We start from the raw sequence: 24,518 nt of genomic DNA, 5'->3' as shown, positions 1-24,518 counted from the left end.
TTTCTATAAAGATGTTTTGTATTCTTTGGGAGAAACTCCAAATTTATTCTTAAATGCAGTTGAAAAATAATTTGGAGAAGAGAAACCAAGTGCATAGGCAATCTCCGAAATATTCATTTCATTGAGTTTTAAAAGTTCAGCTGCTTTCTCTAATTTAATATTATTAATATGATCACTAATATTAATTCCCATGATAGCTTTTACTTTTCTATACAATTGAATTCTGGATACCCCCATTTTACTTGCTAAATCTTCAACTGAGAATTTTGAATTCTCAACATTATTACCAATAATTTCATTCATTTTTGTAATAAAAGATTGTTCCTGATTGCCAAATCTTGATTCCGGTTCAACTCTATAAATATTATTGGTATAATAATATCGAAGTTTTTCTCTGTTAAATAGTAAACTGGATATAAATTGTTTCAGAATAGCCAAGCTAAAAGGCTTGGTTAAGTATTGATCTACTCCGCTTTGTAAACCTTTTAAAATGGACTCTTTACTACTTTGAGCTGTCAATATTATAATTGGAATATGTGAAGATCGCAAATCCTTTTTTAGCGCTTTACTAATTTCGTAACCATCCTTATCAACCAAATTAATATCGCAAATAATAATATCAGGAATTATTTCAGTTGCTTTTTCAATAGCATCACTTCCGTCAGAACTATAAACTATGTATTCATTAGATAATTTTGATTTTAGAAAAGAAACTAAATCGCTATTATCTTCAATCAACAAAATAGAATGCTTTTCAGAATCTGTTACGATATTAAATGGTTCCACCTCAGATCCAAGTTCTGCATAGTCACTAATTATATTTTGACTGATATTCTTGCTTTCGATGTTTTCAATAATTTCATCATTAGTCAAATGACTATTTCCTTTTAATAAAGTAATTACAAATTCACTGCCCTGTTTTGATTTTAAATCAATGGTACCATGATGTAACAAAACAAATTCTTTAGATAAATGAAGTCCTATTCCGGAGCTGTTTTTGCTGTTATTAGAAGCTTTAAAAAATGGCTGAAATACATTAGACAACTCCTTATCAGGTATTCCTATTCCAGAATCTTTAAAACTAACTTTAACGGTGTTATCTTGAGTTTCAGTAATTGAAATATGAATTTTACCATTGTCTGGCGTAAATTTAAAAGCGTTGGATAATAAATTAAAATATACTTTATCCATCAAATTCCTATCGATAAATAATTCCAGGTTTTTATTTTTACAATTGATCTGAAAATCAATATTTCTACGATTTGCCTCACTTTTAAAATTAATCATTACCTCATTAGTAAAATCATAGAGATTTGTTTTAGAAGCTCTTAAGACAAATTTTTGTTCTTCTATTTTTCTAAAATCCAATAATTGATTAATTAATCGTAATAATCGATTTGAATTTTTATAAATCAATTTCATTTCTTCAATGACTTCTGATTCTTTAATTTTTTTATCTTCAATCAAACACTCAGTGGAACTCATTATCAAAGTTAATGGCGTTTTAAATTCATGTGAAAGACCGGTGAAAAAATTAAGTCTAATTTCATTTATACGTTTTTTTTCTTCAGCAAATTTTTCTATTTCATTACGCTGACTAATAATCTTGGCATTAGTCAATTCCAATTCTTTCTTTTTTCTGCTGATAACAATTCGGGAATAGATGCTATGAATCGCAAATAAAAAAATAATGAGACTCAATACAATTAAAGCTTTTAATAAGTTACTTTGATTACTATATTTTTGTAATTGTTCTTTAATAAAATGTTGTTGATTTTCAATATCAGATTGTTGCAAAGAAATTTTATCAAATTGACTACTCATGATTTCTGCATTCAGCGTATCTATCAAGGTAGTGTTAAGCTTATTAACTTTTGGAACAATTTCTTTATTCTTAATTTTTAATGCCAATTTTATAGCTTCGGCACCCCCTGTAGGATATAATATTGTTCCGGTCAAAACACCTTCTTTAACAAACTCTAAACCTCCATTAGGTCCGTTAAGACCATCAACTCCTATAAACTTAATTTTATTATTGGGTTTTCTCTTTTTGGAAATTTTCCAAGCATTATAAGCCAAAACATCATTGAATGCAAATACATAATCAATAGTAGGCAAACTATCTAAAAGCCTAACATATTTACTATTAGGCGCATTAAAATCATCGGCATCAACACTAATTTTATGTATGCCTGGATACTTTTCTAAAACTTGCTGAAGCCCTTTACTTCTCTCCATTCCTGGATATGTGACTGATTCTCCTCTTATTTCAACCACAGTCGCCTTCCCTTTAGATAAAGAAACAATTTGTTTCCCGGCAAGTTTACCAACTTCAACATTATCAGCACCTAAAAAAGCACTATAATTTAAAGTATTCACTTTTCTATCCACTATAATAACAGGTATGCCTTTCCTATTGGCTTTTTCGATTACCGGTATGATTGAATCTGATTCATATGGTGCAACAATAATGACATCCATATTTTGATCAATCATATTTTCAACATCCTGAATTTGTTTTTTTACTTTACGATCGGCATTGTAAATTGTCAACTTAACATTTGGATGAAGAGATGCTTCTACTTCCATAGCATGATCCATTGATTTTCTCCACAAATCATTATTTATACATTGTGAAAAACCTATAGTAATGGTTTCTTCATTCTCATTTGATGAATTGCATGATTGTAACAAATACCCAAAAAATAATATTATTGTGATAAGATATACTCTTGACATAAATTTGGAATGAATTAAGAAGTACTGTAAAATTGACTTTGTTAAATGAATATCTAAAAAGGAAAAATTTCGACCTGAATTTAATTTTTTAATAAATATAAAATTTAATACAATATATTTCTGTAATCGAATTTTGAGAGGTTGTCATAAAAAACAACTTTTTATGAGCTCAATTGCTACTGACAAATGTAAAAAAATCAAATTATTAATATCAAAATGACATCCTATTTCTTTTGAATTTATTTTGAATTTATTTTGATTTTATTTTTAACCTTTTATACTAAGTTTTTTAAAATTTTTATGTTTTACAACACGCAACTTAAATACCATTAGATAGCTGATAAAAAACCTGAAAAAAAAATTTGGAGCGATTTGACTAACTTTATATTTTTTTGAATTAAGTTCAAACAAAATAAAAAGTAAGTTGAGATATAATTTTAAAAATTCAATCATGAGCATTCGACTCAATAATACAAAGGAATTACACACTATTTATAGAGACTTTCAATGAACCTCAACACTGGAAAAATAATTCGATTGTAATCTGCCCCTGACTCTACAATAATACCTGTAAAACATTATTTTTTTTAGTATTTTTGTATTTCATGCAAAAACAACTATTCACATATCATAGTTTAGCGATTGAAATGATTGCCTGATTCCGGGGCTTGTTTCTAAAGTTGCCTATTTGGTAGTTCCAGAGCTATCAAGAGGTATTCAGATAATTCTGAAAATCTTTGCTTATATCAATTGGTGCATTAAGAACATCTGCATTTTGTATTTACGATGTGGCTTTTGATGTCATAAAAAAGACATAAAATCAAAAGTAAAAAAGGCTTTATATTTGGAATTTTCTCATTTTTAATAAATTTATATATAGCATTCGTTAGTCATTATTTTTTTTATGTTAGACTTTAAATTGAGTATTTAAAAAGTTTACTTAAATCTAATAGAAGTTTGTTAGACTTTTTTTGTGATGTTCTGTCCAGATTTACATCTTATTTGTAACTCATAATTGAATATGCAAATAAAATTACAGTCTAAGTTAAAATCGAATATATTTACAGCAAAGAAGCTAGTCTTAATACATTACAGCAAAACACATTAAAATATGTATATTTGTAATTTATACACTATTTTTTATGGAAGAAAATAAAGATATTACGATCTACGATATAGCAAATAAATTAAATCTGGCTACATCAACTATATCAAGAGCCTTAAAAGATCATCATTCAATTAGCGAAAAAACCATAAAGAAAGTAAAAAAAACAGCTGAAGAAATGGGATATGTACCCAATACTCTAGCAGCTGGACTTCGCGGTAATAAGACAAAAACAATTGGAGTATTAATTCCAACTGTAACCCAACCTTTCTTATCGTCCTTAATTAGTGGTATAGAAATAACTGCACAAAAGTCAGGTTATAATGTTATCATCATGCAATCTAACGACTCTTATGAAGCAGAAGTCAGTATGGCAAAATCATTATATGGAAGTAGAGTAAGTGGTGTAATTTGCTCATTAGCAATGAAGACAACAGATACTTCTCATTTTCATCAATTTGTAAGCAACAATATTCCATTGGTGTTTGTTGATAGGGTACCTAAAGATTTTAATACATTTCGAGTAATTATTGACAACTATACCGCAGGGTTCAAGGCTACTGAACATCTTATAGAACAAGGATGTACTCGAATAGGTCATTTGACAGCAGGTTCTAAATTTGGTAATTTATATACCGAAAGGATGCGAGGTTATTTAGACGCCTTAAAAAAACATAATTTATCAACAGATACAGAACTTATTGTAGATTTAGAAGCAGTTACATACACAGAGGGTGTAAAAGCGAGCAATAAACTACTGAGCTTAAAAAATCCCCCTGATGGTATTTTTGCATCAGGAGATATTATGGCGGTAAGTGCCATACAAAGTGCCAAGAAAAAAGGAATTAGGGTTCCCGAAGATATTGCAATTATTGGTTTTAATAACGATCCTATTTCTGAAATCATAGACCCTAACTTGTCTACAATTACTCATCCGGCGGAAAAAATGGGGCAAATTTCGGCCGAAATTATTTTAAAAAACATAAAATCTCCTAAGAAAGAAGACGTTAAAGAAATTACTTTTTTAAATACCGAAGTACTAATAAGAGAATCTTCTAAAAGAAAATAATTGAAAAAAAACTCATTGACAAATTAGATTATCAATGAGTTTTTTATTTACTTTTTTACTTCAAAAGGAGTCGAAGGTAAACCATCTTTAGAATATAAGTTAGCTTCATCCGGATTATTATCCCAAGCATATCGTACCACAGTTGGATTTTTTATTTTATCATTCCAAACTTCTACTTTATCTCCAATTATCTTAGCATTTGCCCAAACAAAGTTTTTACCATCATTGGAAATCGCAAAAGATTTTAATTCTGTTCCATTTTTAGTAATCAATCCACCGCCAATATTTTTAAAAGTAATAATCACTTTATCTTTTTCAAACACAGTTTGAAAGGGCATCGGACTTTCGGCATTTAAACTCTTTTCTCCATAAGCTATTTTACGAGCCAACAATGCCAAACGATTTCCAACGTCTTCTTTGTTTAATGGATGAATATCATTCCGTTCGCCCAAATCGATAGCAACAGCCATAGCCGTATTAGGAACACTTAAAGATTCAAGCTGTGCTTGTCTTAAAACAGCCCAATTGCTTTCTCTTGGTTCGGCATAAGTTTCCATATAATTAGGCAATTGAACATATAAAAAAGGAAAGTTTCCTTGCCCCCATTTTTTTCTCCAATCCTGAATTAAAGCAGGCAATGTTTTAGCATACATTTTTGGATTTCCCGCATTTGATTCTCCTTGATACCACAACACTCCTTTAATTTTTAAATTAGTCAAAGGCGCTATCATCGCATTAAACAACCCCTCGGGTTTCCATCGAATAAATGTTGGTCCTTGCAAAGGTTTCATTGTAGCTCCTAATTTGTATTTCCAAGTCCCTTTTAAATCAATGGTATCATTACCTACAGCCAGAAAATAAGGCTTGTCTTCTACAAAACCACCTCTGCCTGAATTATTGATTACTCTTATCGAAATAGTATTTTTTCCTTCTTTTAATACATCAGCATTAACATCATATCTTCGAGGAGGATATTGATAACTTGTTGTTCCAATTAATTGATCATTTACATAAACAAAATCCTGATCTACTATACGTCCCATGAATAATTTAGTTGGCTTACCAATCATAGCTTTTGGAACCTCAATTTCTTTGCGAAACCAGACTACTCCATTTACATTTCCTAATGAAGAATCAGCCCAATAACCTGGTATTTGCATTTGATTCCAATCTTTATCATAAGTTCCCGCTAAATCCCAATGATTTTCCAAACCCAAATCGGTTTTATTCAATAAATTATACCAGTCACCATTTCTTTTTTTGTCACCAGACTCAATCTCTTTGATTAACTCTTTATTTTTAAATTTTTGACTTTCCTGATACGCTTCTGGAAAAGCCTTTAAGGCATCTTCACTCAACCAGGATTCTATAGGAGAACCACCTAAAGCTGAATTGATCAAACCAATAGGAATTTGCTCTTTTTCATATATTGCTTTTGCAAAAAAATAAGCAACTCCAGAAAATTCAAGCACCGTTTTTGGATCTGCCGAAACCCAATTTCCCGCATCTAAGTCGGTTTGTTCTTTATTAAAATCATATTTATCAGGCACTAAGAATTGTCTAATATTAGAATTTTTAGCATTCTTAATTACAGTACCATATTTTTCTTTTAAACGCTCCATGGGCAACTCCATATTAGATTGTCCTGAACAAATCCAAACATCGCCAAACAAAATATCTTTTACTTTGATTTCATTAGTTGCCTTAAAAACCATTTCATAAGGTCCACCAGCATTTTGGGCAGGAAGTATCATGTTCCAATTTCCTTCTGCATTTGCTTTAGCAGTATATGTTTTAGCTTTAAATTCTAATTGAATGGATTCATTTGGCGCAGCCCAACCCCAAATTTTTACTTTTTCATTTCTTTGCAAAACAACACCATCACTGATCAATTTTGGTAATCTGATTTGGGCATCTACAGCTCCTATTTGTACCAAAAATAAAGCGATAAATAAATTTTTGATTGTTTTCATTGCATTACTTTTTTTAGATTATTTCACATTTACTACTAATTCAGCCATTTTTGGCGCACCCAATTCAAAACTTCTTTTCATTGGACAGGAACCTCCTACATAAATTTTAAATTCTCCTGATTCTATTGTTTTTGAACCATCCATTTTCACTATTTCAAAAGCTTTTGGTGTCAACTGAAAAGATACTTCTTTAGATTCGCCTGCCTCTAGGCTAATTCTTTTGACTGCATTCAATTGAAAATTAGGAACATCAACAGACGCTTTTAAATCGGACACATACAATTGTACTACTTCATCTGATTTCACCTGACCTGTATTGGTCACTTTTACCGTTACAGTTACGTCCTCTTTTTTAGAAATTTTATTTTTAGAAATTTTAGCTTCACTATAAGTAAAATTAGTATAGCTCAACCCAAAACCAAAAGGATACATTGGGTCAACATTCATGTATTTATAGGTTCTGCCTTTCATAGAATAATCCTCAAAAGGAGGCAATTGATCTAAAGATTTTGGGAAAGTGATTGGCAATTTTCCCGAAGGGGCAACTTTTCCAAAAAGAATATCCGCTACTGCGTTTCCACCCTCTTCTCCCGGATACCAAACTAGCAAAACAGCATCGGCTAGTTCTTGCACTTCCGCTAAATTAATAGGGCTACCTCCAGTAATAATCGCTACTATTGGTTTTTTATTTTCCGGCTGTTTATCGGCTGTTTTTCTTAAATCTCTAAGGTATTCTATTTGATTTTCAGGCAAATCATAATTTAATCTATCACCGGCTGAATTAGAATCTATAGAATCGCCTTCTTCTCCCTCCAAAGTACTTGAAACGCCTAATACAACAATGGTTACATCACTATTACCAGCATTCCCAGTAGCATAATTAATTGGGTTTATTGAAGGTTTATTCAACATAGCACCTAATCGGTATCCTAATTTACTTTCTGGTTTTATAGCCGCAGTAATCCCTTCTAATATTGTTACCATATTAGGATTTATTCCATAATAATTTCCTAAAAGCACTTCTGTACTGGAAGCATTAGGACCTGTAACAAAATATTTTTGGAGGTCATTTCTCAATGGTAAAATACCATTATTTTTCAACAAAACTATACTTTTTTGCGCCACTTCTTTGGCTAAAGCTCTATGCTCTGGACTATTAACCACTTCATAAGGTATGGCGTCATAGGGATTGCTTCCAACTTTATCAAACAAACCTAGCTTGAATCGTGTTTTTAAAAGAGTGGCCAGTTGAGCATCTATTTCTTTTTCTGTAATTAATCCTTTGCTTATTGCTTCCGGCAATGCATCATACGAATTTCCACAGTTCAAACTAACGCCACTTTTAACTACAAGAGCTGCAGCTTCAGCTTTGGTAGCAACAACTCCGTGACCGCCTTTATCTTTAGCAGCAAAAAAATCGGCTATAGCGCCACAATCAGTTACTACGTGTCCTTTAAAATTCCATTGTTTTCTAAGAACATCGGAAATTAAATATTTATTAGAACAACAAGGCTCTCCATTAGTACTATTGTAAGCACACATTACTGACTCTACTTGAGCCTCTTCCACTAAAGATTGAAAAGCAGGCAAATAAGTTTCCCATAAATCTTTTGGAGTAGCTTCGGCATTAAACTCATGTCTTAACTTTTCCGGTCCGCTGTGTACTGCAAAATGTTTGGCGCAAGCTGCTGTTTTTAAATAATTTGGATTATCCCCTTGCAAACCTTTTACGAAAGCAGTTCCTATTTTTGAAGTCAAAAAAGGATCTTCTCCATAAGTCTCTTGCCCTCGCCCCCATCTTGGGTCTCTAAAAATATTAATATTGGGTGTCCAAAAGGTCAATCCTCCATATTGAGAATGGTATCCTTTGTCATTAAACACATTATACATGGCTCTTGCTTCATCGGATATTGCAGAAGAAACCCGATACGCTAAATCACTATCAAAAGTGGCTCCTAAACCAATAGCTTGTGGAAAAATGGTAGCCACTCCTGAACGTCCAACTCCATGCAAGGCTTCATTCCAATAGTCATAAGGCAGGATATTCAAACGTTCTATTGCAGGAGTGCTATTCATCATTTGACTTACTTTTTCTTCTAATGTCAATCTTGATATTAGGTCCTGTACCCGCTCATCAATAGACAAAGATGTATTATAAAAAGCCATTGATTGATTTTTATTAGCTGTTATTTGTCCTACGCAACAAAAATCAATAAACAACAACAATACTAAAACGAAATACCTAGAATTAATTCTCATAACTTTATCTTTTATCAGTTTTTTAATGATTTTATTACGAATATAAAAAAAACACAGTAAAATTTTTTTTATATATTCTAATGTTTTACTTTTACGCAACCGATTGCAAATATACAGGAAAATAAATTAGATTTACAAAAAAATTAAAATCGTAAATTATTACATCCAGAAAACAAAAATCATTTCATTAAAAAGTAATAGATAATGTCTCTAAAATTTCAAATATTGGGCAATTACAAAAAAGCAGTTTTATTCCTATTTATGCTTTTGAGTTTACAAAAAATAATAGCTCAAAAAGATTATAAATTATGGTTACAATATAATAAGGTAGAAGATTCTAAAAACCTTAATATATATCAATCTGCTATAAAAGGTATATTTTCCTATGGAAATTCAGAAACTATTACTATCGCTAAAAAAGAACTTCAACTAGGTTTAAATAGTTTACTAGATCAAAAAGTGACTGAAATAACTAATGAAAATACTTCAAACATAGTCGTAATAGGAAAGACATCTGAACTTTCTGCAGAATTACAGCAAAACATAAAAAAAGACATCACAACCATAAACAATGAAGGTTATATTATCAAAACTTTAAACAACAACAAACAAGTTTTAATAACTGGAAAAACGGATGTAGCTGTTTTATATGGTGTATTTCATTTTTTAAGATTATTACAAACCAATCAATCTATTAGCAATTTGGCTATTACAGATGCTCCAAAAATAAATGTTCGAATACTCAACCACTGGGATAACCTTAACGAAACTGTTGAGCGTGGTTATGCAGGTTCATCCATCTGGAATTGGCAAAAACTTCCAGATTTTATTGATCAACGTTATATTGATTATGCTCGAGCCAATGCTTCTGTAGGGATCAATGGTACCGTTTTAAATAATGTAAATGCCAATGCCCTAATATTAACGCCACAATATTTAGAAAAAGTAACTGCCTTAGCTAACACTTTTAGACCCTATGGAATAAAAGTGTATTTAACAGCACGCTTTTCAGCACCTATTGAAATAGGAAAATTAAAAACTGCCGATCCTTATGACCCTGAAGTACAAAAATGGTGGAAAGACAAGGCCGCTGAAATTTATAAATCAATTCCTGACTTTGGAGGTTTTCTTGTAAAAGCCAATTCAGAAGGACAGCCCGGACCACAAAATTATGGCAGAAATCATGTGGATGGAGCCAATATGCTTGCAGATGCCTTAGCTCCTTTTGGGGGAATTGTGATGTGGAGAGCCTTTGTATATTCTGAACACGATGCTGATGACAGAGCCAAACAAGCCTATAGCGAATTTGTTCCTTATGATGGAAAATTTAGAGATAATGTAATTGTACAGGTTAAAAATGGCGCTATCGATTTTCAACCTCGCGAACCTTTTCATCCTATGTTTGGAGCTATGCCCAAAACACCATTAATGATGGAGTTTCAAATTACTCAGGAATATTTAGGCTTTAGTACCCATTTGGTTTTTCTTCCTAAATTATTTCAGGAAGTTTTACAATCAGATACCTACAGCAAAGGAAAAGAATCAACAGTAGCTAAAATAATTGATGGGACATTAGAAAATCATAAACTTACCGGAATGGCTGGAGTTGCTAATATTGGTAGCGATATCAATTGGTGCGGACATCCTTTTGCTCAAGCCAATTGGTATGGATTTGGACGCTTGGCATGGAATCCGAATTTAGATTCAAAAACTATTGCAGAAGAATGGTTGCGAATGACTTTTTCTAATGATGAAAAATTTGTTCAGGCTGTTCAAGAAATGATGATAGATTCCAGAGAAGCCGTAGTTAATTACATGACTCCACTAGGTTTACATCATATTATGGATACCGGACATCATTATGGTCCTGGTCCGTGGGTGAGCAATTTATCCAGACCCGAATGGAATCCTGTTTATTATCACAAAGCCGATAAAAATGGAATTGGATTCGACCGTTCTTCAACTGGAAGCAATGCAACAGCACAATACGCTCCAGAAGTAGCAAAAGAATTTAACTATATAGACAAGTGCCCGGAAAAAGAGCTGTTATGGTTCCATCATGTATCCTGGGATTATAAACTAAAAAATGGGGCAACACTTTGGAACGGATTAGCACAAAAATATCAGGAAGGTGTAAATCAAGTGGCGAGTATGCAAAGCACTTGGAACAAGATGAAACCCCATGTTGATGAACAACGTTTTCATGAAGTGGAAATGCTTTTAAATATTCAACACAAAGAGGCCAAATGGTGGCGTGATGCCTGCTTACTCTATTTTCAACAATTTTCAGGCAAAGAATTACCAAATGGGGTTGAAAAACCTACACAAACCCTAGAGTATTTTGAATCACTCAAATTCCCATTTGCTCCGGGAAATAATTAATAAAAAAACAGCATTTTAGAATTGACAAAATAGAAATAGTACAAATTAGAATAAAGGATTGAAAAAATAGAATGAACAACATAATCAAAAAATATAGCTTTTATACTTTATTGACAGTATTGATTTTCACTGTTCAGAACAACTATGCAATCAATCCTAATAAATATGTAACTAATTCTATTACAACAGGAAGTTTTCCTATTGTAAGCAAAGGTGAAATTGCCTCAATCTTAGTAAGTGATAATGATTTTGCGGGTGTTTTACGTGTTGCGGGACATTTAGAAAATGATCTTTATAATGTAACTGATTTACATGCTAAAAGATTAGATAATAATCCGAAAACAGAAAATGTCATTATCATTGGTACATTAGGACATAGTGCAATCATTGACCAATTAGTGAAAGATGGAAAAATAAATGCCGCTGGACTAACTGGCAAATGGGAGAAATTCAGCACTCAAATTGTAGAAAACCCAACAAAAAACATAAAACGAGCTTTAGTAATAGCAGGTTCAGACAAAAGAGGAACCATATACGGCATGTATGATTTATCAAATCAAATTGGCGTTTCTCCCTGGTATTTTTGGGCTGATGTTCCTGTAAAAAAACAATCGGAATTACATGTTTTACCAGGGATTCATACTTTGGGAGAACCAAAAGTAAAATACCGAGGCATTTTTATCAATGACGAAGCTCCTGCACTTACCGGTTGGGTTCGTGAAAATTATGGAAAATTCAATGCAAAATTCTACGATAAAGTTTTTGAATTAATCCTAAGACTGAAAGGGAATTATTTATGGCCAGCCATGTGGAATGAAAAATTTTATGCTGATGATCCTCAAAACGGAATTTTAGCTGACGAATATGGTATTGTCATGGGAACTTCGCATCACGAACCATTAGCCAAAGCGCATGGGGAATGGAATAAAGCTGTTAATGGCGAATGGGATTTTAATAAAAATCCTGAAGGTTTAAAGAAATTCTGGACAGATGGAATGCAACGAATGGGTACTAAAGAAACACTGGTTACCATTGGTATGCGCGGCGATGGAGATGAACCTATGACCGAAGGTACAGCCATTGAACTTTTAGAAAATATTGTAAAAACACAACGCGAAATCATAAGTAACGTAACCCAAAAACCTGCGGATAAAACCCCTCAAATTTGGGCATTATACAAAGAAGTTCAGGAATACTATGACAAAGGAATGCAAGTCCCTGACGATGTAACCCTATTACTTTGCGATGATAACTGGGGAAATTTAAGAAAATTACCTGAATTGAATGCAAAGCCGCGTCAAGGAGGTTTTGGAATCTATTACCACTTTGATTACGTAGGTGGTCCTAGAAATTACAAATGGATTAACACCAACCAAATTGGACGTACTTGGGAACAAATGCATCTCGCTTATGAACATGGCGCAAACAAAGTTTGGATTGTAAATGTAGGCGATATCAAACCTGTTGAATTCCCTATCGAATTCTTCTTGGATTATGCTTGGAATCCAGAATATTGGAATGCCACAAATTTACAAGACTATTATATCCAATGGGCTTCAGCAAATTTTGGAGAACAAAATGCAAAAGACATTGCAACTATTTTGAAAATGTACACCAAATACAATTCAAATAGAAAACCTGAATTATTGAATGCTTCAACCTATAGTTTAGTGAATTATAAAGAAGCCGAAAACGTAGTGGCAAGCTACAACGAATTGGTTCAAAAAGCACAAGAAATAAACGCGAAACTCAATCCTGAATATAAAGATGCTTTTTATCAATTAGTATTGTATCCTGTCTTGGCAAGTGCTAATTTAAATGAATTGTATGTCACAGCAGCAAAAAATAATTGGTATGCCAGCCAGGGAAGGTCCGCTACTAATCAATATGCTGAAAAAGTAAAAACATTGTTTGACAAAGATGCTGAACTTTCTAACTATTACAATAAAACAATGGCTAATGGTAAATGGAATCATATGATGTCTCAAACTCATATAGGCTACACCAATTGGCAAGAACCAAGAACTAACATTATACCAGAAACCAAAACAATTACAATTCCGGAAAAAGCGGAAATTGGAATTGCTATTGAAGGCAGTACACAATGGTGGCCTTACTCCTCCGAAGTTGCTGTTTTGCCGGAATTTAATGCGTTTTCCAACAGTATTTCCTACGTTGATATTTTTAATCGAAGTTCAAAACCTTTTAATTATACTATCAGTACAAAATCTAATTGGATACAGATTTCTAAAACAAAAGGGACAATTGACCAACAAGAACGCATAGCAATAACTATAAATTGGGAAAAAGCACCTAAGGGTGTTCAAACATCAGAAATCATAATTTCAGGAGCTGGAGAAAAAATCCCAGTAAAAATGACAACGAATAATCGTAGTAAACAAGGAATTAAAGGTTTTGTAGCCAATGATGGGTATATTGTTATTAATGCAGAAAATTTCTCAAACAAATTAGAACCAGAAGATTTCAAATGGGAAGTGGTAGAAAATTTAGGAAAAAGTACCGCAGGAGTTATATCCTTACCTATCCAAAAAGGACGCGTAGCATTGACTGAAAATTCGCCTAAACTTTCCTATGATGTAAATTTTCAAAAAGCTGGTAAAGTTAAAGTACACCTCTATTTTTCTCCAACCATAAACTATTCTATCAGGGAAGGATTTTACTATGGATTATCTTTTGACAACGAAAAACCAAGTCAAATAAATTATGCATCAGAGCCTAATATTTTTGATTATAACGGAAAAGTCCCTAAATTTTGGGATAAGAATGTTTCGGATAACATAAAAGTAATTACCACCGAATTTGATATACAAGAAGGCAATCATATTCTAAATTATTTTAGAATTGACGAAGGTTTAGTACTTCAAAAAATCATTATAGAAACAGAAGAAAGTAATTTAAAACAAAGCTATTTAGGACCACCTCAAAGTTTGAACATAAAAAATAATTCAAAATATTAAATTTTAAATATGAAACCAACCAAACCTTTTTTATTATTCTTCTCAGCAGTATTTGCTTTAAGTAGCTGCAATAATAAAATTAACAACCAATCTGCTGTAAATACTTCGCTTAAAAACGCCTATAATGGTGATTTTTATATAGGAACGGCACTAAATGTGAATCAAATTGAGGAGAAAGATTCCAAAACAACTCAATTAATTTCGAATGAGTTTAATGCTATTACTGCTGAAAACATCATGAAATCAATGTTTGTGCATCCGCAAAAAGATAAATTTGATTTTGAAACAACAGATAAATATGTGGCTTTCGGAAAAAAACACAATATGTTTATTCACGGGCATACTTTAATTTGGCATAGCCAATTACCGAAATGGTTTTCTGAAATAAAAGATAGTGCGGAAATGAATGCCGCATTCGAAAACCACATTACTACCATTGTAAAAAAATACAAAGGTCAAATTAATTCATGGGATGTTGTTAATGAAGCAGTCAACGATGATGGAAGTTTAAGAAAATCGGTTTTTTTAAAAACACTTGGAGAAGATTTTATAACTAAAGCATTCCAACTTGCGGCAGCAGCTGACCCTAAAGTGGATCTTTATTATAATGATTACAGCATGACAAATCCCGCAAAAAGAGAAGGAGTAATCAGAATGGTAAAAAAAATACAGGAAAAAGGAGTTAAAATTGACGGTATTGGCATGCAGGGACACTGGCATCTTGATAGACCTACAATTCAGGAAATAGAAAAAAGTATTCTTGCGTATTCCAGTTTAGGTGTAAAAGTAGCTATTACTGAACTTGATGTATCTGTATTACCAAGTCCTTATGGATTGCAAGGGGCTGAAGTGAGTCAACGATTTGAAAATAATGAAAAGATGAATCCGTATCCAAAATCATTACCTGATTCCATGCAAGTTAAACTTGCGCAGCGTTATGAAGATATCTTTAAACTATTCCTGAAACACAAAGACAAAATAAGTAGAGTTACCTTCTGGGGAGTTAATGATACGCAGTCTTGGTTAAATGGTTTCCCTATTAGAGGAAGAACGGATTATCCTTTATTATTTGATACCAAATTCCAACCAAAGAAAGCATATTATCAAGTTTTAAATTTAAAGCAAAAAGCAAATAACTAACTCCATGAAAACGACTTCACAAAAATTATCTATTCAAGAAAAAATTGGATACAGCTTAGGAGACCTTGCCGCCAATTTGGTTTTTCAAACCTTAATGACCTACCTAGCCTATTTTTACACTGACATTTACGGATTATCGCCTACGCATTCGTCCATAATAATGTTAGTGGTAGGATTAATTGCTGCTTTTATTTTCAACCCAATTATTGGTGCAATTGCGGATAGAACCACTAGTAAATGGGGGAAATTCCGTCCGTGGATTTTATGGACTTCAGTTCCTTTAGGAATCGTTGCCTTACTAGCTTTTAGTACTCCAAATTTCTCCTATGAAGGAAAAGTAATTTATGCAGTAATAACCTATTCCTTTTTGCTATTGCTTTATGCCGCTAACAACCTCCCTTATTCTGCTTTGAGCGGAGTAATTACCGGAGATATGGCGGAGAGAAATAGTTTATCCTCGTACCGGTTTGTTGCTGTAATGTTTGCTCAATTTTTTGTGCAGGTATTTATGTTAGGAATTATCAAGAGTGCCGGAAATGGAGACAAAGCCATTGGTATTGAAAAAGTAATGACAATTCTGGCTATTGTGGGTACTATAATGCTATTGATAACCTTTTTCACTACCAAAGAACGAATTGTTCCTAAACCAGAGCAAAAATCAAGTGTTAAAGAAGATTTAGGTGATTTAGTTAAAAACAAACCTTGGTTAATTATGCTAACGCTAACTACTTTAGTGTTTGTTACCTTGGCCTTAAAAGGAGGTTCTTATGTGTATTATTTTGAAAATTATGTTGATAAAGAAGAATTGGCTTTATTTATCAAACCAATATTAGATTTTCTATCATCTGTAGGTTTAAATCACTTTGGTGATGATCCTACTTCTGCTGGATTTGGTTTGTTTAATGCTGGTGGTATTATTTTCATGATTGTGGGGATTACGTTGTCTAAAAAATTAGCAGACAAATATGGGAAACGAGACATTTTTGGTCTTTTCTTATTCATTTCAACACTGTTTATTATCGCTTTTTATTTTTATTCTCCGCAATCGGTTTCTTTGATGTTTTTCTCTCAAATTTTCCATGGTTTCTTCTATGGCATCACCATTCCTATTTTATGGGCTATGATTGCTGATGTTGCTGATTATTCTGAATGGAAAAACAACCGTCGTGCAACAGCTATCATCTTTTCGGCTATGATGGTTGGGTTAAAAGCTGGATTAAGTATTGGTGGTGCTTTGACCACTTCCCTATTGGGCCTTTTTAATTATGTGCCAAATTCATTACAACAACCTGAAACTGCTATAGATGGAATTAAATTATTAGTAAGCATTTTTCCAGCAACACCTTTCCTAATTGGAGTTGGTTTATTGTTTTTCTACGAGATTAACAAAAAAATGGAGGTTCAAATAGAATCTGATTTAAAACAAAGAAGATCATAATTACATTATACAAATACTAAAAACAAGAATATGCCTGAAGAAAGTATAGAACATATAGATTTTAAAGAATTAATACAAAAATCTATATCAAAACCACTAGTATCTCACATATATACAGCAGATCCTTCCGCACATGTATTTGATGGAAAAATTTATATTTATCCTTCTCATGATATTGATGCCGGAATACCTTTCAATGACAATGGTGATCATTTTGGAATGGAAGATTATCATGTCTTCTCCATGGATAATATCAATTCCGAAGCAAAGGATAACGGAGTAGCATTGCATGTAAAAGATGTTCCATGGGCTGAACGCCAAATGTGGGCTCCTGATGCAGCTCATAAAAACGGAAAATACTACCTGTATTTTCCTGCCAAACGTGCCAATGGTATTTTCCAAATAGGTGTTGCCGTTAGTGATTCTCCAACAGGTCCTTTTGTTCCTGAAAAAGAAGCCATCAAAGGAAGTTATAGTATTGACCCAGCCGTTTTTGAAGATGAGGACGGAAAATATTATATGTATTTTGGAGGAATTTGGGGAGGACAGTTGCAAAAATATCGAAACAATATTTTTGCGGAAGAAAATGAAGAACCAACAGCAAAAGAAGTCGCTTTAGGACCTATTGTAGCGATGCTTTCAGATGATATGAAAGAATTTGCAGAAACTCCAAAAGAGATTAAAATTTTAGACCAAGAAGGTAATGTACTCTTAGCTGGAGATCATAATTGTCGTTTTTTTGAAGGACCATGGCTTCATAAATACAATGGAAAATATTATTTTTCCTATTCTACAGGAGATACTCATTATATTTGTTATGCAACGGGCGACAGTCCTTATGGACCATTTACCTATCAGGGAATTATTTTAGAACCTGTTATTGGATGGACAACCCACCATTCTATTTGCGAAGTAAACGGAAAATGGTATTTATTCTATCATGACTCCTCTCTATCTGAAGGGATAACACATTTAAGATCTATTAAAGTTACTGAGATTACTTATAATGAAGACGGAAGCATAAAAACTATTAATCCCTATGAAAAAAATATCGATTGAATACTAATAAATGATTCCGAAAATATTTCAGTAGATAGATAAAAATATATTACGCTTTTTAAACAGTAGTAACTCTGGGTATACTACTGTTTTTTTTTGCTTAATTTTGATATTAATCTTAAAATTTTAATTCATTCTATATTAAAGTAAAATTTACGTAAATACCTATATCAAAATTTCATTATAATCCTCTCGTAAACACTTGGCATAAAAAAAGCTATCCAAAAATTTAGGATAGCTTTTCAAAGGATTATTTTGGTTGATTGGTTTCTTATTTAAATTTTAACTTTCTGTAAAGCTGATGTGTCAGCTACTCATTTTATAGTTTCTTACATTTTTTTTAAGACAAACATCAAGCAGCTTTTTGTTTTCTAAATAATTGCTTTTTTAGTTACACAATTTCATTGTTTTAGCATAGTCTTTAAACCATTTATAAACTGGATTTGCGCATGCCTGTGGATCATTATCATAAGCAACTCCACCAGTTATAGATCCTTTGTCAATAAGATTTTCAGGAGATAAAACATTCCAACTTACATTGCCGGATTCATCAGTAATAGCTTTAAAATTAGCACCAAACCCCCAACTACCCGCTGTACCGGTAACTCCTCCTTTACCCCATACAGCATATTTATCTGGTCCCCAATCGATTTCTGTAACGGCTATAGGTGCGATGTCAGCTACAGGTTTAATATTTTCATTCCAGTTGGCCCTAAATACTGCAGGATCATTGTTATCTCTCCCCCAATAACCTGGATAAATATGTACAGCATAACCAATATTTTCTCCTTCAATAGGATTCACAGCATAGCCCTTATATTGCGATTGCCACCCTGAACCTGGAATCCAAAGAATATTATTGGCTCCATTAGCCCTAATCATATTAACAATGGGCTGAAAAAATAATTTTAATTGGTCAAAATGTGCCTGAGTATTTGCTCCTACCGAATTATCAGGAAGTTTAACTCTTATAGGTTCATTTGCTAATTCAAACATAACATTATCAGCATTTTTTAAAGAAGAATGTTTCGATATATAATCCCAAACTAATTTTAAATAATCGTGATAAGCATCTCCAACAGCAATCTCTTCAGGGCATACCCCCGGAGGTCTTAAAATAATGTACATTCCCTTGGATTTTGCATAAGTAATAAGCGGTAGAATAACATTATCAATAGCCGACTTAAATCTTTCAAAATTAAACTGGGATATATCATTTTCCTGAATGCCTGAAACACCTGGATTATTTGTCCAATAAGGATCTATATGCAAGCGTACATAATTAAGATACCATCCTTGTTTTGCATCCGATAATTTATTCATTACCGCTTTGTTGTAAGTCAAACATCCTGCTACGTCATAATTATTCCAACGCCACTCCCCTACAGCACCTCCATTAAACCAAGGGCTTGGTGTCATAGCTACACCATGTAACTTAACAATATTGCCACAAGGATCTTTCAGATATTTGCCAACTACTTTTAATTTAGGTGTACTTAATGGCCAGCTGATTGTTTCTTCAGCCGGAGGTGTATCATCTTTAGGACTTGATGTTTTAGGAGTATCGTCTTTTGAACAAGAAAAAAAGAGTAAAAAAGCAAATTGGATACTCAAAATTTTATATAATTTCATTTGGATTAATTTTAAAATTAAAAACCCTTTGGACGTAGTTAAAAATAAATACGACCAAAGGGAAAACTCAAACTTGATATTTAAGATTGATTTTAAATAATTGAAAGTATTATCAACTATATTATTTATTATAACGATTTAAGACCTTCGACAAAACTACTATAAGAAGGCTTTCGAGTAAAATTAACATCCCATAATCCTTGATGTTTACCTGGTAACCAAGAGGCATCATCCTTACTATCTGTTAATCCCCAAACCGTAATTCCGTATCGCTGATTTACAGGAACATATTTTTTATACATATCCACAACAAACTTGTACATATCGGCTTGCAATTCTAATTCATTTTCTGTAAGATCAGTTCCCTTAACTCCTGCTGCTACATCTAGTTCTGAAACTTTTATAAGTTTACCCGTATTAGCCAGTAATTGGAACATTTCTTCAATTTTATCTTTATCCGAATAGATGTTAATATGCATCTGAGTCCCTATACCATCAACTACTTGACCTTTACTTTCTATATAATTAACATATTGAATAAGTCCTTTACATTTGTCAATATTATACTCTAAATTATAATCATTTATAAATAATTTATCGGTTGCATTACCATGTAGTCTGGCAAGTCTGAATGCTTCTACCGCATAATCTTTACCTAAATAATCTTGCCAGTAAAATTCATCTCCTGCCATATTGGTCTTGCCTACACCCGTTTTTAATTCATAAGGATTTGCATCATCCATTGGTTCATTCACAACATCCCAGGCTTTTACATAAGGAGCACAATTAGTGACCATCCCTGTTATCCAATGATCCAGTGCTTCACCTATTATAGCTGTTTTTTCTTCAGGAGTTTTTATAATTGTCATTCCTCCAAAACCTCCAAAGCCTTCACCATCTGCAGATTTTACACGAGTAGAAGCATCCCATCCAAAAAAGCCACCAAGACCATTTTCGAAATCATTTACAGGAATGATATAATTATCACTTCCTTTTTTTTGCAACGATACATTATCGACGAAAACTACTCCATCTAATAGTCCTAAATTTAAAATTAAACGATTACGTACCTTGGTTGTTGTTAATTTAAGCTCATACTCTTTATATTGAGTTGTTAAAGCAACAGTACCAAAACTATCACCACTGTAGTCAGAAGTGGCTTGTAAATCAACACCCAAAGTACCTGCTATGGTAGTCTTAGCTGCAAATTTTAGAATATATTCGGTATTGTTCTCAACACCTGAAATATCAATTGCTGTTTGTCTTTGCCATATTGCTGTAGTAGCATCTCGGTTAGACGTCATCTTCAATGCATACCCCTCCTCAATAGGTTCTGTACCACCAGATATAGTTATAGGAGCAATCAATTTATTTAAATAAGTTGCATTTTGATTGGCATGCCAACAAAGGGTATGTCCAAAAACGGATACATTAGCTTCTTGTGCTGCTTTCAATAAATCATTGACATTATCAAGATTAAGAGTTCCATCAGATTGAACTACTGCACCATGTTTCATTTGATAGCCCAAAGTAATCTCATCAAAATTTCTATTTACCAATCTATACATCAAACTTTTACTGGTATAATCAGATAAAGAAATTCCAGCACCTAATTTAAAATCAGGATTCGCATCTCTATCCAGATAAGTTTTTAAATCCGAATAGGCATCTATTTGCTCCTGATTAGCAATACTTATAGGCTTTTCCACATCGTAAGAGAGCAGATGTGATTCTGTACAGGAGGCTAACGTTATTAAAAACGCTACAAATGGTACAATTCTATATATTTTTTTCATATCGTTTAATTTTAATAATTGATAAATTACTTAAGGACAGGGCTAAATGTTTCCGCCTTAACACCTCTATCTCTCAATACCAATATGTCTTTAGTTACATACTTAATGTCTTCAATATCGTCAGCTAATCCTTTTTTTGGAAAACTAGTTTTAATTTTATAGTTAACTGTGTAATCTAAATACATTGCATCCCTATCTTTATTTCCCCAACTATTTTTTTCTCCGTCTTTTACAAAAGATCCTGTTCCAGAGGCTGAAATATTATACACACTTGTAGAATCATTTAGTTGATAAGAAGTTTCTCTTTCCTTAACTGTACATTTTTGATTTTGATCAACTGTAACATCAACTTTAAAATTTAAGTTTATTCCATATTTAGTTTTATAATTATTAATAGGATATACTATTTTTGAAAGCGATGATGTACTTAATTTAACCACTTCATCATTTTCTACATATTGTTTCTTACGCTCCTCAGTAACGATATTATTATCTTTGGTAATCATATCGGTTCCTCTTCGCAAATAAAAACCGTCCCAAGGATTAACATACTTTATAGCATAAAATATAAAATCTTTTGGAGCAACAGACCAATCTCCAGCAATGACTCTATTTGGATTTGCAACTAATGCTTTACCTGACAAAATAGTATCCGCATTCATAACATTAGTCATTTTAAGAGCAATTACATAGGTATTCTTAATGGCAAGAGGATCTGCAAAAAAAGCGTCTGTCAATTGAACATCAACTCCTCCTGTAATTTGCCCTTTCGAAATCACAATCTTATCGGACAATAAGGAATAATAATTACTTGGCATTGGAACAATATCATCACCGCCTTGTTTAAATAACAATCCTGTAGTTAGCGCATTAGCCGTTTCAACATCTATAGTAACATTTTTATTATTACTGTAAACGCCTCCCAAAGTAGCCATGATTGTACATTTATGCTCATTATCTAAAGATGTATCAAAAACATCTTCTCCCAGCGTAATTGTTCTAACAGGAAATTGATAAGCAAAATAAACTGACTGGTAATCAAAATTATCATACTCCATATCTTGATTGGTACAAGATGTTAAGCTGATAAATAAAACCGTAAACATTAAAAATATCTTGTTTTTCATTTTTTTGAAATTTTATTAAAAATAAATAGCATTACATATAGGCTCTATAAACCTTACCAACCTTTGTTTTGTATCAAAGCATTAAACTTAAGTGTTTCACTATAAGGTATTGGACCATAGTACATATAATCAGCAAAAACCCTATCTTCAACGGAAGGAATCTTTGTATATGTAGGAGCAGCAGTAGTTCCTTGAATATTCATTCCTTGAGCAGCATCTCCTAAATTTAATTTCCATCTGCGTAAATCCCAAAAACGATATCCTTCAAAACACAATTCTAATCGACGTTCATTTCTAATTAAATCACGCATAGCATCTTTGTCATTCTTAATAGACTCTAAGTAATTATCAGGTTGAGTAATACCAGCTCGTTTTCTTATGGCTTTAATCACGTCATATGCTGAAAAACCATAGCTTCCAGTAGCTTGAGGTCCCCAAGCTTCATTAGCTGCTTCTGCATAAATAAGGTACAATTCTGTATAACGCATACGTGGTCTATAATGCCTTTGATTAGTTGTTGACTGAGGATTTAAATTCACATCTTGTCTTAATAGCTTTCTCAAGTAATAACCTGTACGGGTTGATGTTGCTACTTTATTAAGTGCATCATTAGTTGTACCATTACTTGCAGTTGTAATAACAGTTGAACTCACTCCTGCTGTTCCTTGATTAACTAAAATAAAAGTTTTTAATCGAGGATCACGATTTGTATAAGGCATTAAAGGATCATAATTACTTAATGCATTTGTAATAGGATATCCGTTAGCTGCAGGGAATGCATCTACTAAATTTTGTGTAGGATTTACACGTCCATTACCATAAAGTGTTGGTGGAAAATTGTCTGTTTCTAAGTTATGACTATCTGAAATATCTGTTCTCCATAATACTTCTTTAGGATTAATACCTGATCCTAAATCCTTTAATTCTGTGGCATTACTATACCAAGTCAAACCATTAGGGTCTATACCAGATAAGCCACCATTAAGAACTAATAAATCTCCTGCATAATTTGCTGCATCACTCCAAGTAGATGTATTACCGCCAATACTAAATGCAGGGCTAGCTGCTAATAAAGCTGCTTGTGCTTTTACAAACATTACAATTCTTCCACTCATTCTCTGTCTTGCATAATCTCCAAAAACTCGATTATAATCATTTAAATTATCATAACCTGGTGGTAAACTACTAGCTTCTTCAAAATCTAAAGGAAGCATTTCTTTTGCTTTTGCTACGTCACTGTATAACTGATTCATACATTGTTGAAAAGTATTACGTGGTATATTAAAATTAGAAGTTGGTACTTCAGGTTCTACTAAAATAGGTACCCCTAATAATTCATTAGATTCCGTAACACCTGCATGAGCTTGTAATAAGTAATACATATACAAAGCACGCAATCCATAGGCTTCCCCTTTTAATCTCTTCGCAAACAATTTACTAACATTTTCATCTTTTGCCCAAGTTACTTTATCAGCTTCTGCAAGAAAAATATTGATATATTGAATGGCAGCTTTAGAATTTGTCCACTGGTCTAATGGATTAAAATTTGCCGCCCATTGACCTGTAGCAGCTTTACGATAATTATTAGTTACATCATTAGATACAGCATCATCTGTTGCTACATCATTAAATGACCATCCATTACTAGGAAGCCTAGTATATGCATTAAGAAGTATTCCTTGTGCATATTCAGCTTCTGCATACATGTCACTTAGTCCTCTATTATTTTCTATTGCTGGTTCTATAAGATCATCACAGCTAATACACATAAAGATGACTGATAATACTATTAGAATTTTTTTATTCATATCATTTTATTTT

Annotated in this window: 13 protein-coding genes; 6 read left to right on the top strand and 7 right to left on the bottom strand. The window is 32.6% G+C overall.

The features are described from left to right. Positions 1-3: 3 nt before the first annotated feature. Complete coding sequence (locus AC4FRF_RS04875; RefSeq protein WP_491158359.1) at positions 4-2,739, bottom strand: substrate-binding domain-containing protein; 2,736 nt, start codon at positions 2,737-2,739, stop codon at positions 4-6. A 1,142-nt stretch (positions 2,740-3,881) separates the two neighbouring features. Here AC4FRF_RS04875 and AC4FRF_RS04870 point away from each other — a divergent pair. After that, complete coding sequence (locus tag AC4FRF_RS04870; protein WP_491158358.1) at positions 3,882-4,913, top strand: LacI family DNA-binding transcriptional regulator; 1,032 nt, start codon at positions 3,882-3,884, stop codon at positions 4,911-4,913. A gap of 47 nt (positions 4,914-4,960) precedes the next feature. Here AC4FRF_RS04870 and AC4FRF_RS04865 read toward each other — a convergent pair whose 3' ends face one another. Together AC4FRF_RS04865 and AC4FRF_RS04860 are read right to left on the bottom strand one after the other, a co-directional pair. Continuing rightward, a complete protein-coding gene (locus tag AC4FRF_RS04865; RefSeq protein ID WP_491158357.1) occupies positions 4,961-6,886 on the bottom strand; it encodes a sialate O-acetylesterase in 1,926 nt (641 codons plus the stop codon). Between the two features lie 18 nt (positions 6,887-6,904). Continuing rightward, positions 6,905-9,145: a glycoside hydrolase family 3 C-terminal domain-containing protein gene (locus AC4FRF_RS04860; RefSeq protein WP_491158356.1), complete on the bottom strand. Its 2,241-nt coding sequence runs from the start codon at positions 9,143-9,145 to the stop codon at positions 6,905-6,907. Positions 9,146-9,349: 204 nt separating this feature from the next. Here AC4FRF_RS04860 and AC4FRF_RS04855 point away from each other — a divergent pair, with 204 nt between their 5' ends. From AC4FRF_RS04855 to AC4FRF_RS04835, 5 genes are all read left to right on the top strand, one after another. Beyond that, complete coding sequence (locus AC4FRF_RS04855; protein ID WP_491158355.1) at positions 9,350-11,527, top strand: alpha-glucuronidase family glycosyl hydrolase; 2,178 nt, start codon at positions 9,350-9,352, stop codon at positions 11,525-11,527. 71 nt (positions 11,528-11,598) lie between these two features. Next, positions 11,599-14,505 (top strand): glycosyl hydrolase 115 family protein, encoded by a 2,907-nt coding sequence (locus AC4FRF_RS04850; RefSeq protein ID WP_491158354.1) that lies wholly within the window; start codon positions 11,599-11,601, stop codon positions 14,503-14,505. 9 nt (positions 14,506-14,514) lie between these two features. Then, complete coding sequence (locus tag AC4FRF_RS04845; RefSeq protein WP_491158353.1) at positions 14,515-15,645, top strand: endo-1,4-beta-xylanase; 1,131 nt, start codon at positions 14,515-14,517, stop codon at positions 15,643-15,645. 4 nt (positions 15,646-15,649) lie between these two features. Further along, the gene (locus tag AC4FRF_RS04840; protein ID WP_491158352.1) at positions 15,650-17,083 is read left to right on the top strand and encodes an MFS transporter; all 1,434 of its coding nucleotides are present in this window, start codon (positions 15,650-15,652) and stop codon (positions 17,081-17,083) included. Positions 17,084-17,113: 30 nt separating this feature from the next. Continuing rightward, positions 17,114-18,142, top strand: coding sequence for a glycoside hydrolase family 43 protein (locus tag AC4FRF_RS04835; protein WP_491158351.1), 1,029 nt, complete (start codon positions 17,114-17,116; stop codon positions 18,140-18,142). Positions 18,143-18,529: 387 nt separating this feature from the next. Here the strand turns inward: AC4FRF_RS04835 and AC4FRF_RS04830 are convergent, their stop codons facing one another. The 4 genes from AC4FRF_RS04830 to AC4FRF_RS04815 all read right to left on the bottom strand — a co-directional run bounded on the left by AC4FRF_RS04830 (position 18,530) and on the right by AC4FRF_RS04815 (position 24,505). Beyond that, complete coding sequence (locus AC4FRF_RS04830) at positions 18,530-19,774, bottom strand: cellulase family glycosylhydrolase (protein WP_491158350.1); 1,245 nt, start codon at positions 19,772-19,774, stop codon at positions 18,530-18,532. A 128-nt stretch (positions 19,775-19,902) separates the two neighbouring features. Then, entirely contained in the window at positions 19,903-21,570 is a 1,668-nt protein-coding gene (locus tag AC4FRF_RS04825; protein ID WP_491158349.1) for an endo-1,4-beta-xylanase, read from the bottom strand. 26 nt (positions 21,571-21,596) lie between these two features. Beyond that, the gene (locus AC4FRF_RS04820; protein ID WP_491158348.1) at positions 21,597-22,697 is read right to left on the bottom strand and encodes a DUF5627 domain-containing protein; all 1,101 of its coding nucleotides are present in this window, start codon (positions 22,695-22,697) and stop codon (positions 21,597-21,599) included. 53 nt (positions 22,698-22,750) lie between these two features. Further along, entirely contained in the window at positions 22,751-24,505 is a 1,755-nt protein-coding gene (locus tag AC4FRF_RS04815) for a RagB/SusD family nutrient uptake outer membrane protein (RefSeq protein ID WP_491158347.1), read from the bottom strand. Positions 24,506-24,518 lie beyond the last annotated feature (13 nt).

The sequence above is a fragment of the Flavobacterium sp. ST-158 genome (genome assembly GCF_058309975.1).
The sequence above is the reverse complement of the archived record's forward strand: the minus strand, read 5'-3'. Positions and strand labels throughout refer to the sequence as shown.

What these genes read in the sequence shown, in the direction of transcription:
- AC4FRF_RS04830 (WP_491158350.1), bottom strand. Translation starts at nt 19,774, where the DNA reads ATGAAATTATATAAAATTTTGAGTATCCAATTTGCTTTTTTACTCTTT.
- AC4FRF_RS04870 (WP_491158358.1), top strand. Translation starts at nt 3,882, where the DNA reads ATGGAAGAAAATAAAGATATTACGATCTACGATATAGCAAATAAATTA.
- AC4FRF_RS04845 (WP_491158353.1), top strand. Translation starts at nt 14,515, where the DNA reads ATGAAACCAACCAAACCTTTTTTATTATTCTTCTCAGCAGTATTTGCT.
- AC4FRF_RS04835 (WP_491158351.1), top strand. Translation starts at nt 17,114, where the DNA reads ATGCCTGAAGAAAGTATAGAACATATAGATTTTAAAGAATTAATACAA.
- AC4FRF_RS04840 (WP_491158352.1), top strand. Translation starts at nt 15,650, where the DNA reads ATGAAAACGACTTCACAAAAATTATCTATTCAAGAAAAAATTGGATAC.
- AC4FRF_RS04855 (WP_491158355.1), top strand. Translation starts at nt 9,350, where the DNA reads ATGTCTCTAAAATTTCAAATATTGGGCAATTACAAAAAAGCAGTTTTA.
- AC4FRF_RS04860 (WP_491158356.1), bottom strand. Translation starts at nt 9,145, where the DNA reads ATGAGAATTAATTCTAGGTATTTCGTTTTAGTATTGTTGTTGTTTATT.
- AC4FRF_RS04875 (WP_491158359.1), bottom strand. Translation starts at nt 2,739, where the DNA reads ATGTCAAGAGTATATCTTATCACAATAATATTATTTTTTGGGTATTTG.
- AC4FRF_RS04865 (WP_491158357.1), bottom strand. Translation starts at nt 6,886, where the DNA reads ATGAAAACAATCAAAAATTTATTTATCGCTTTATTTTTGGTACAAATA.
- AC4FRF_RS04825 (WP_491158349.1), bottom strand. Translation starts at nt 21,570, where the DNA reads ATGAAAAAAATATATAGAATTGTACCATTTGTAGCGTTTTTAATAACG.
- AC4FRF_RS04850 (WP_491158354.1), top strand. Translation starts at nt 11,599, where the DNA reads ATGAACAACATAATCAAAAAATATAGCTTTTATACTTTATTGACAGTA.
- AC4FRF_RS04815 (WP_491158347.1), bottom strand. Translation starts at nt 24,505, where the DNA reads ATGAATAAAAAAATTCTAATAGTATTATCAGTCATCTTTATGTGTATT.
- AC4FRF_RS04820 (WP_491158348.1), bottom strand. Translation starts at nt 22,697, where the DNA reads ATGAAAAACAAGATATTTTTAATGTTTACGGTTTTATTTATCAGCTTA.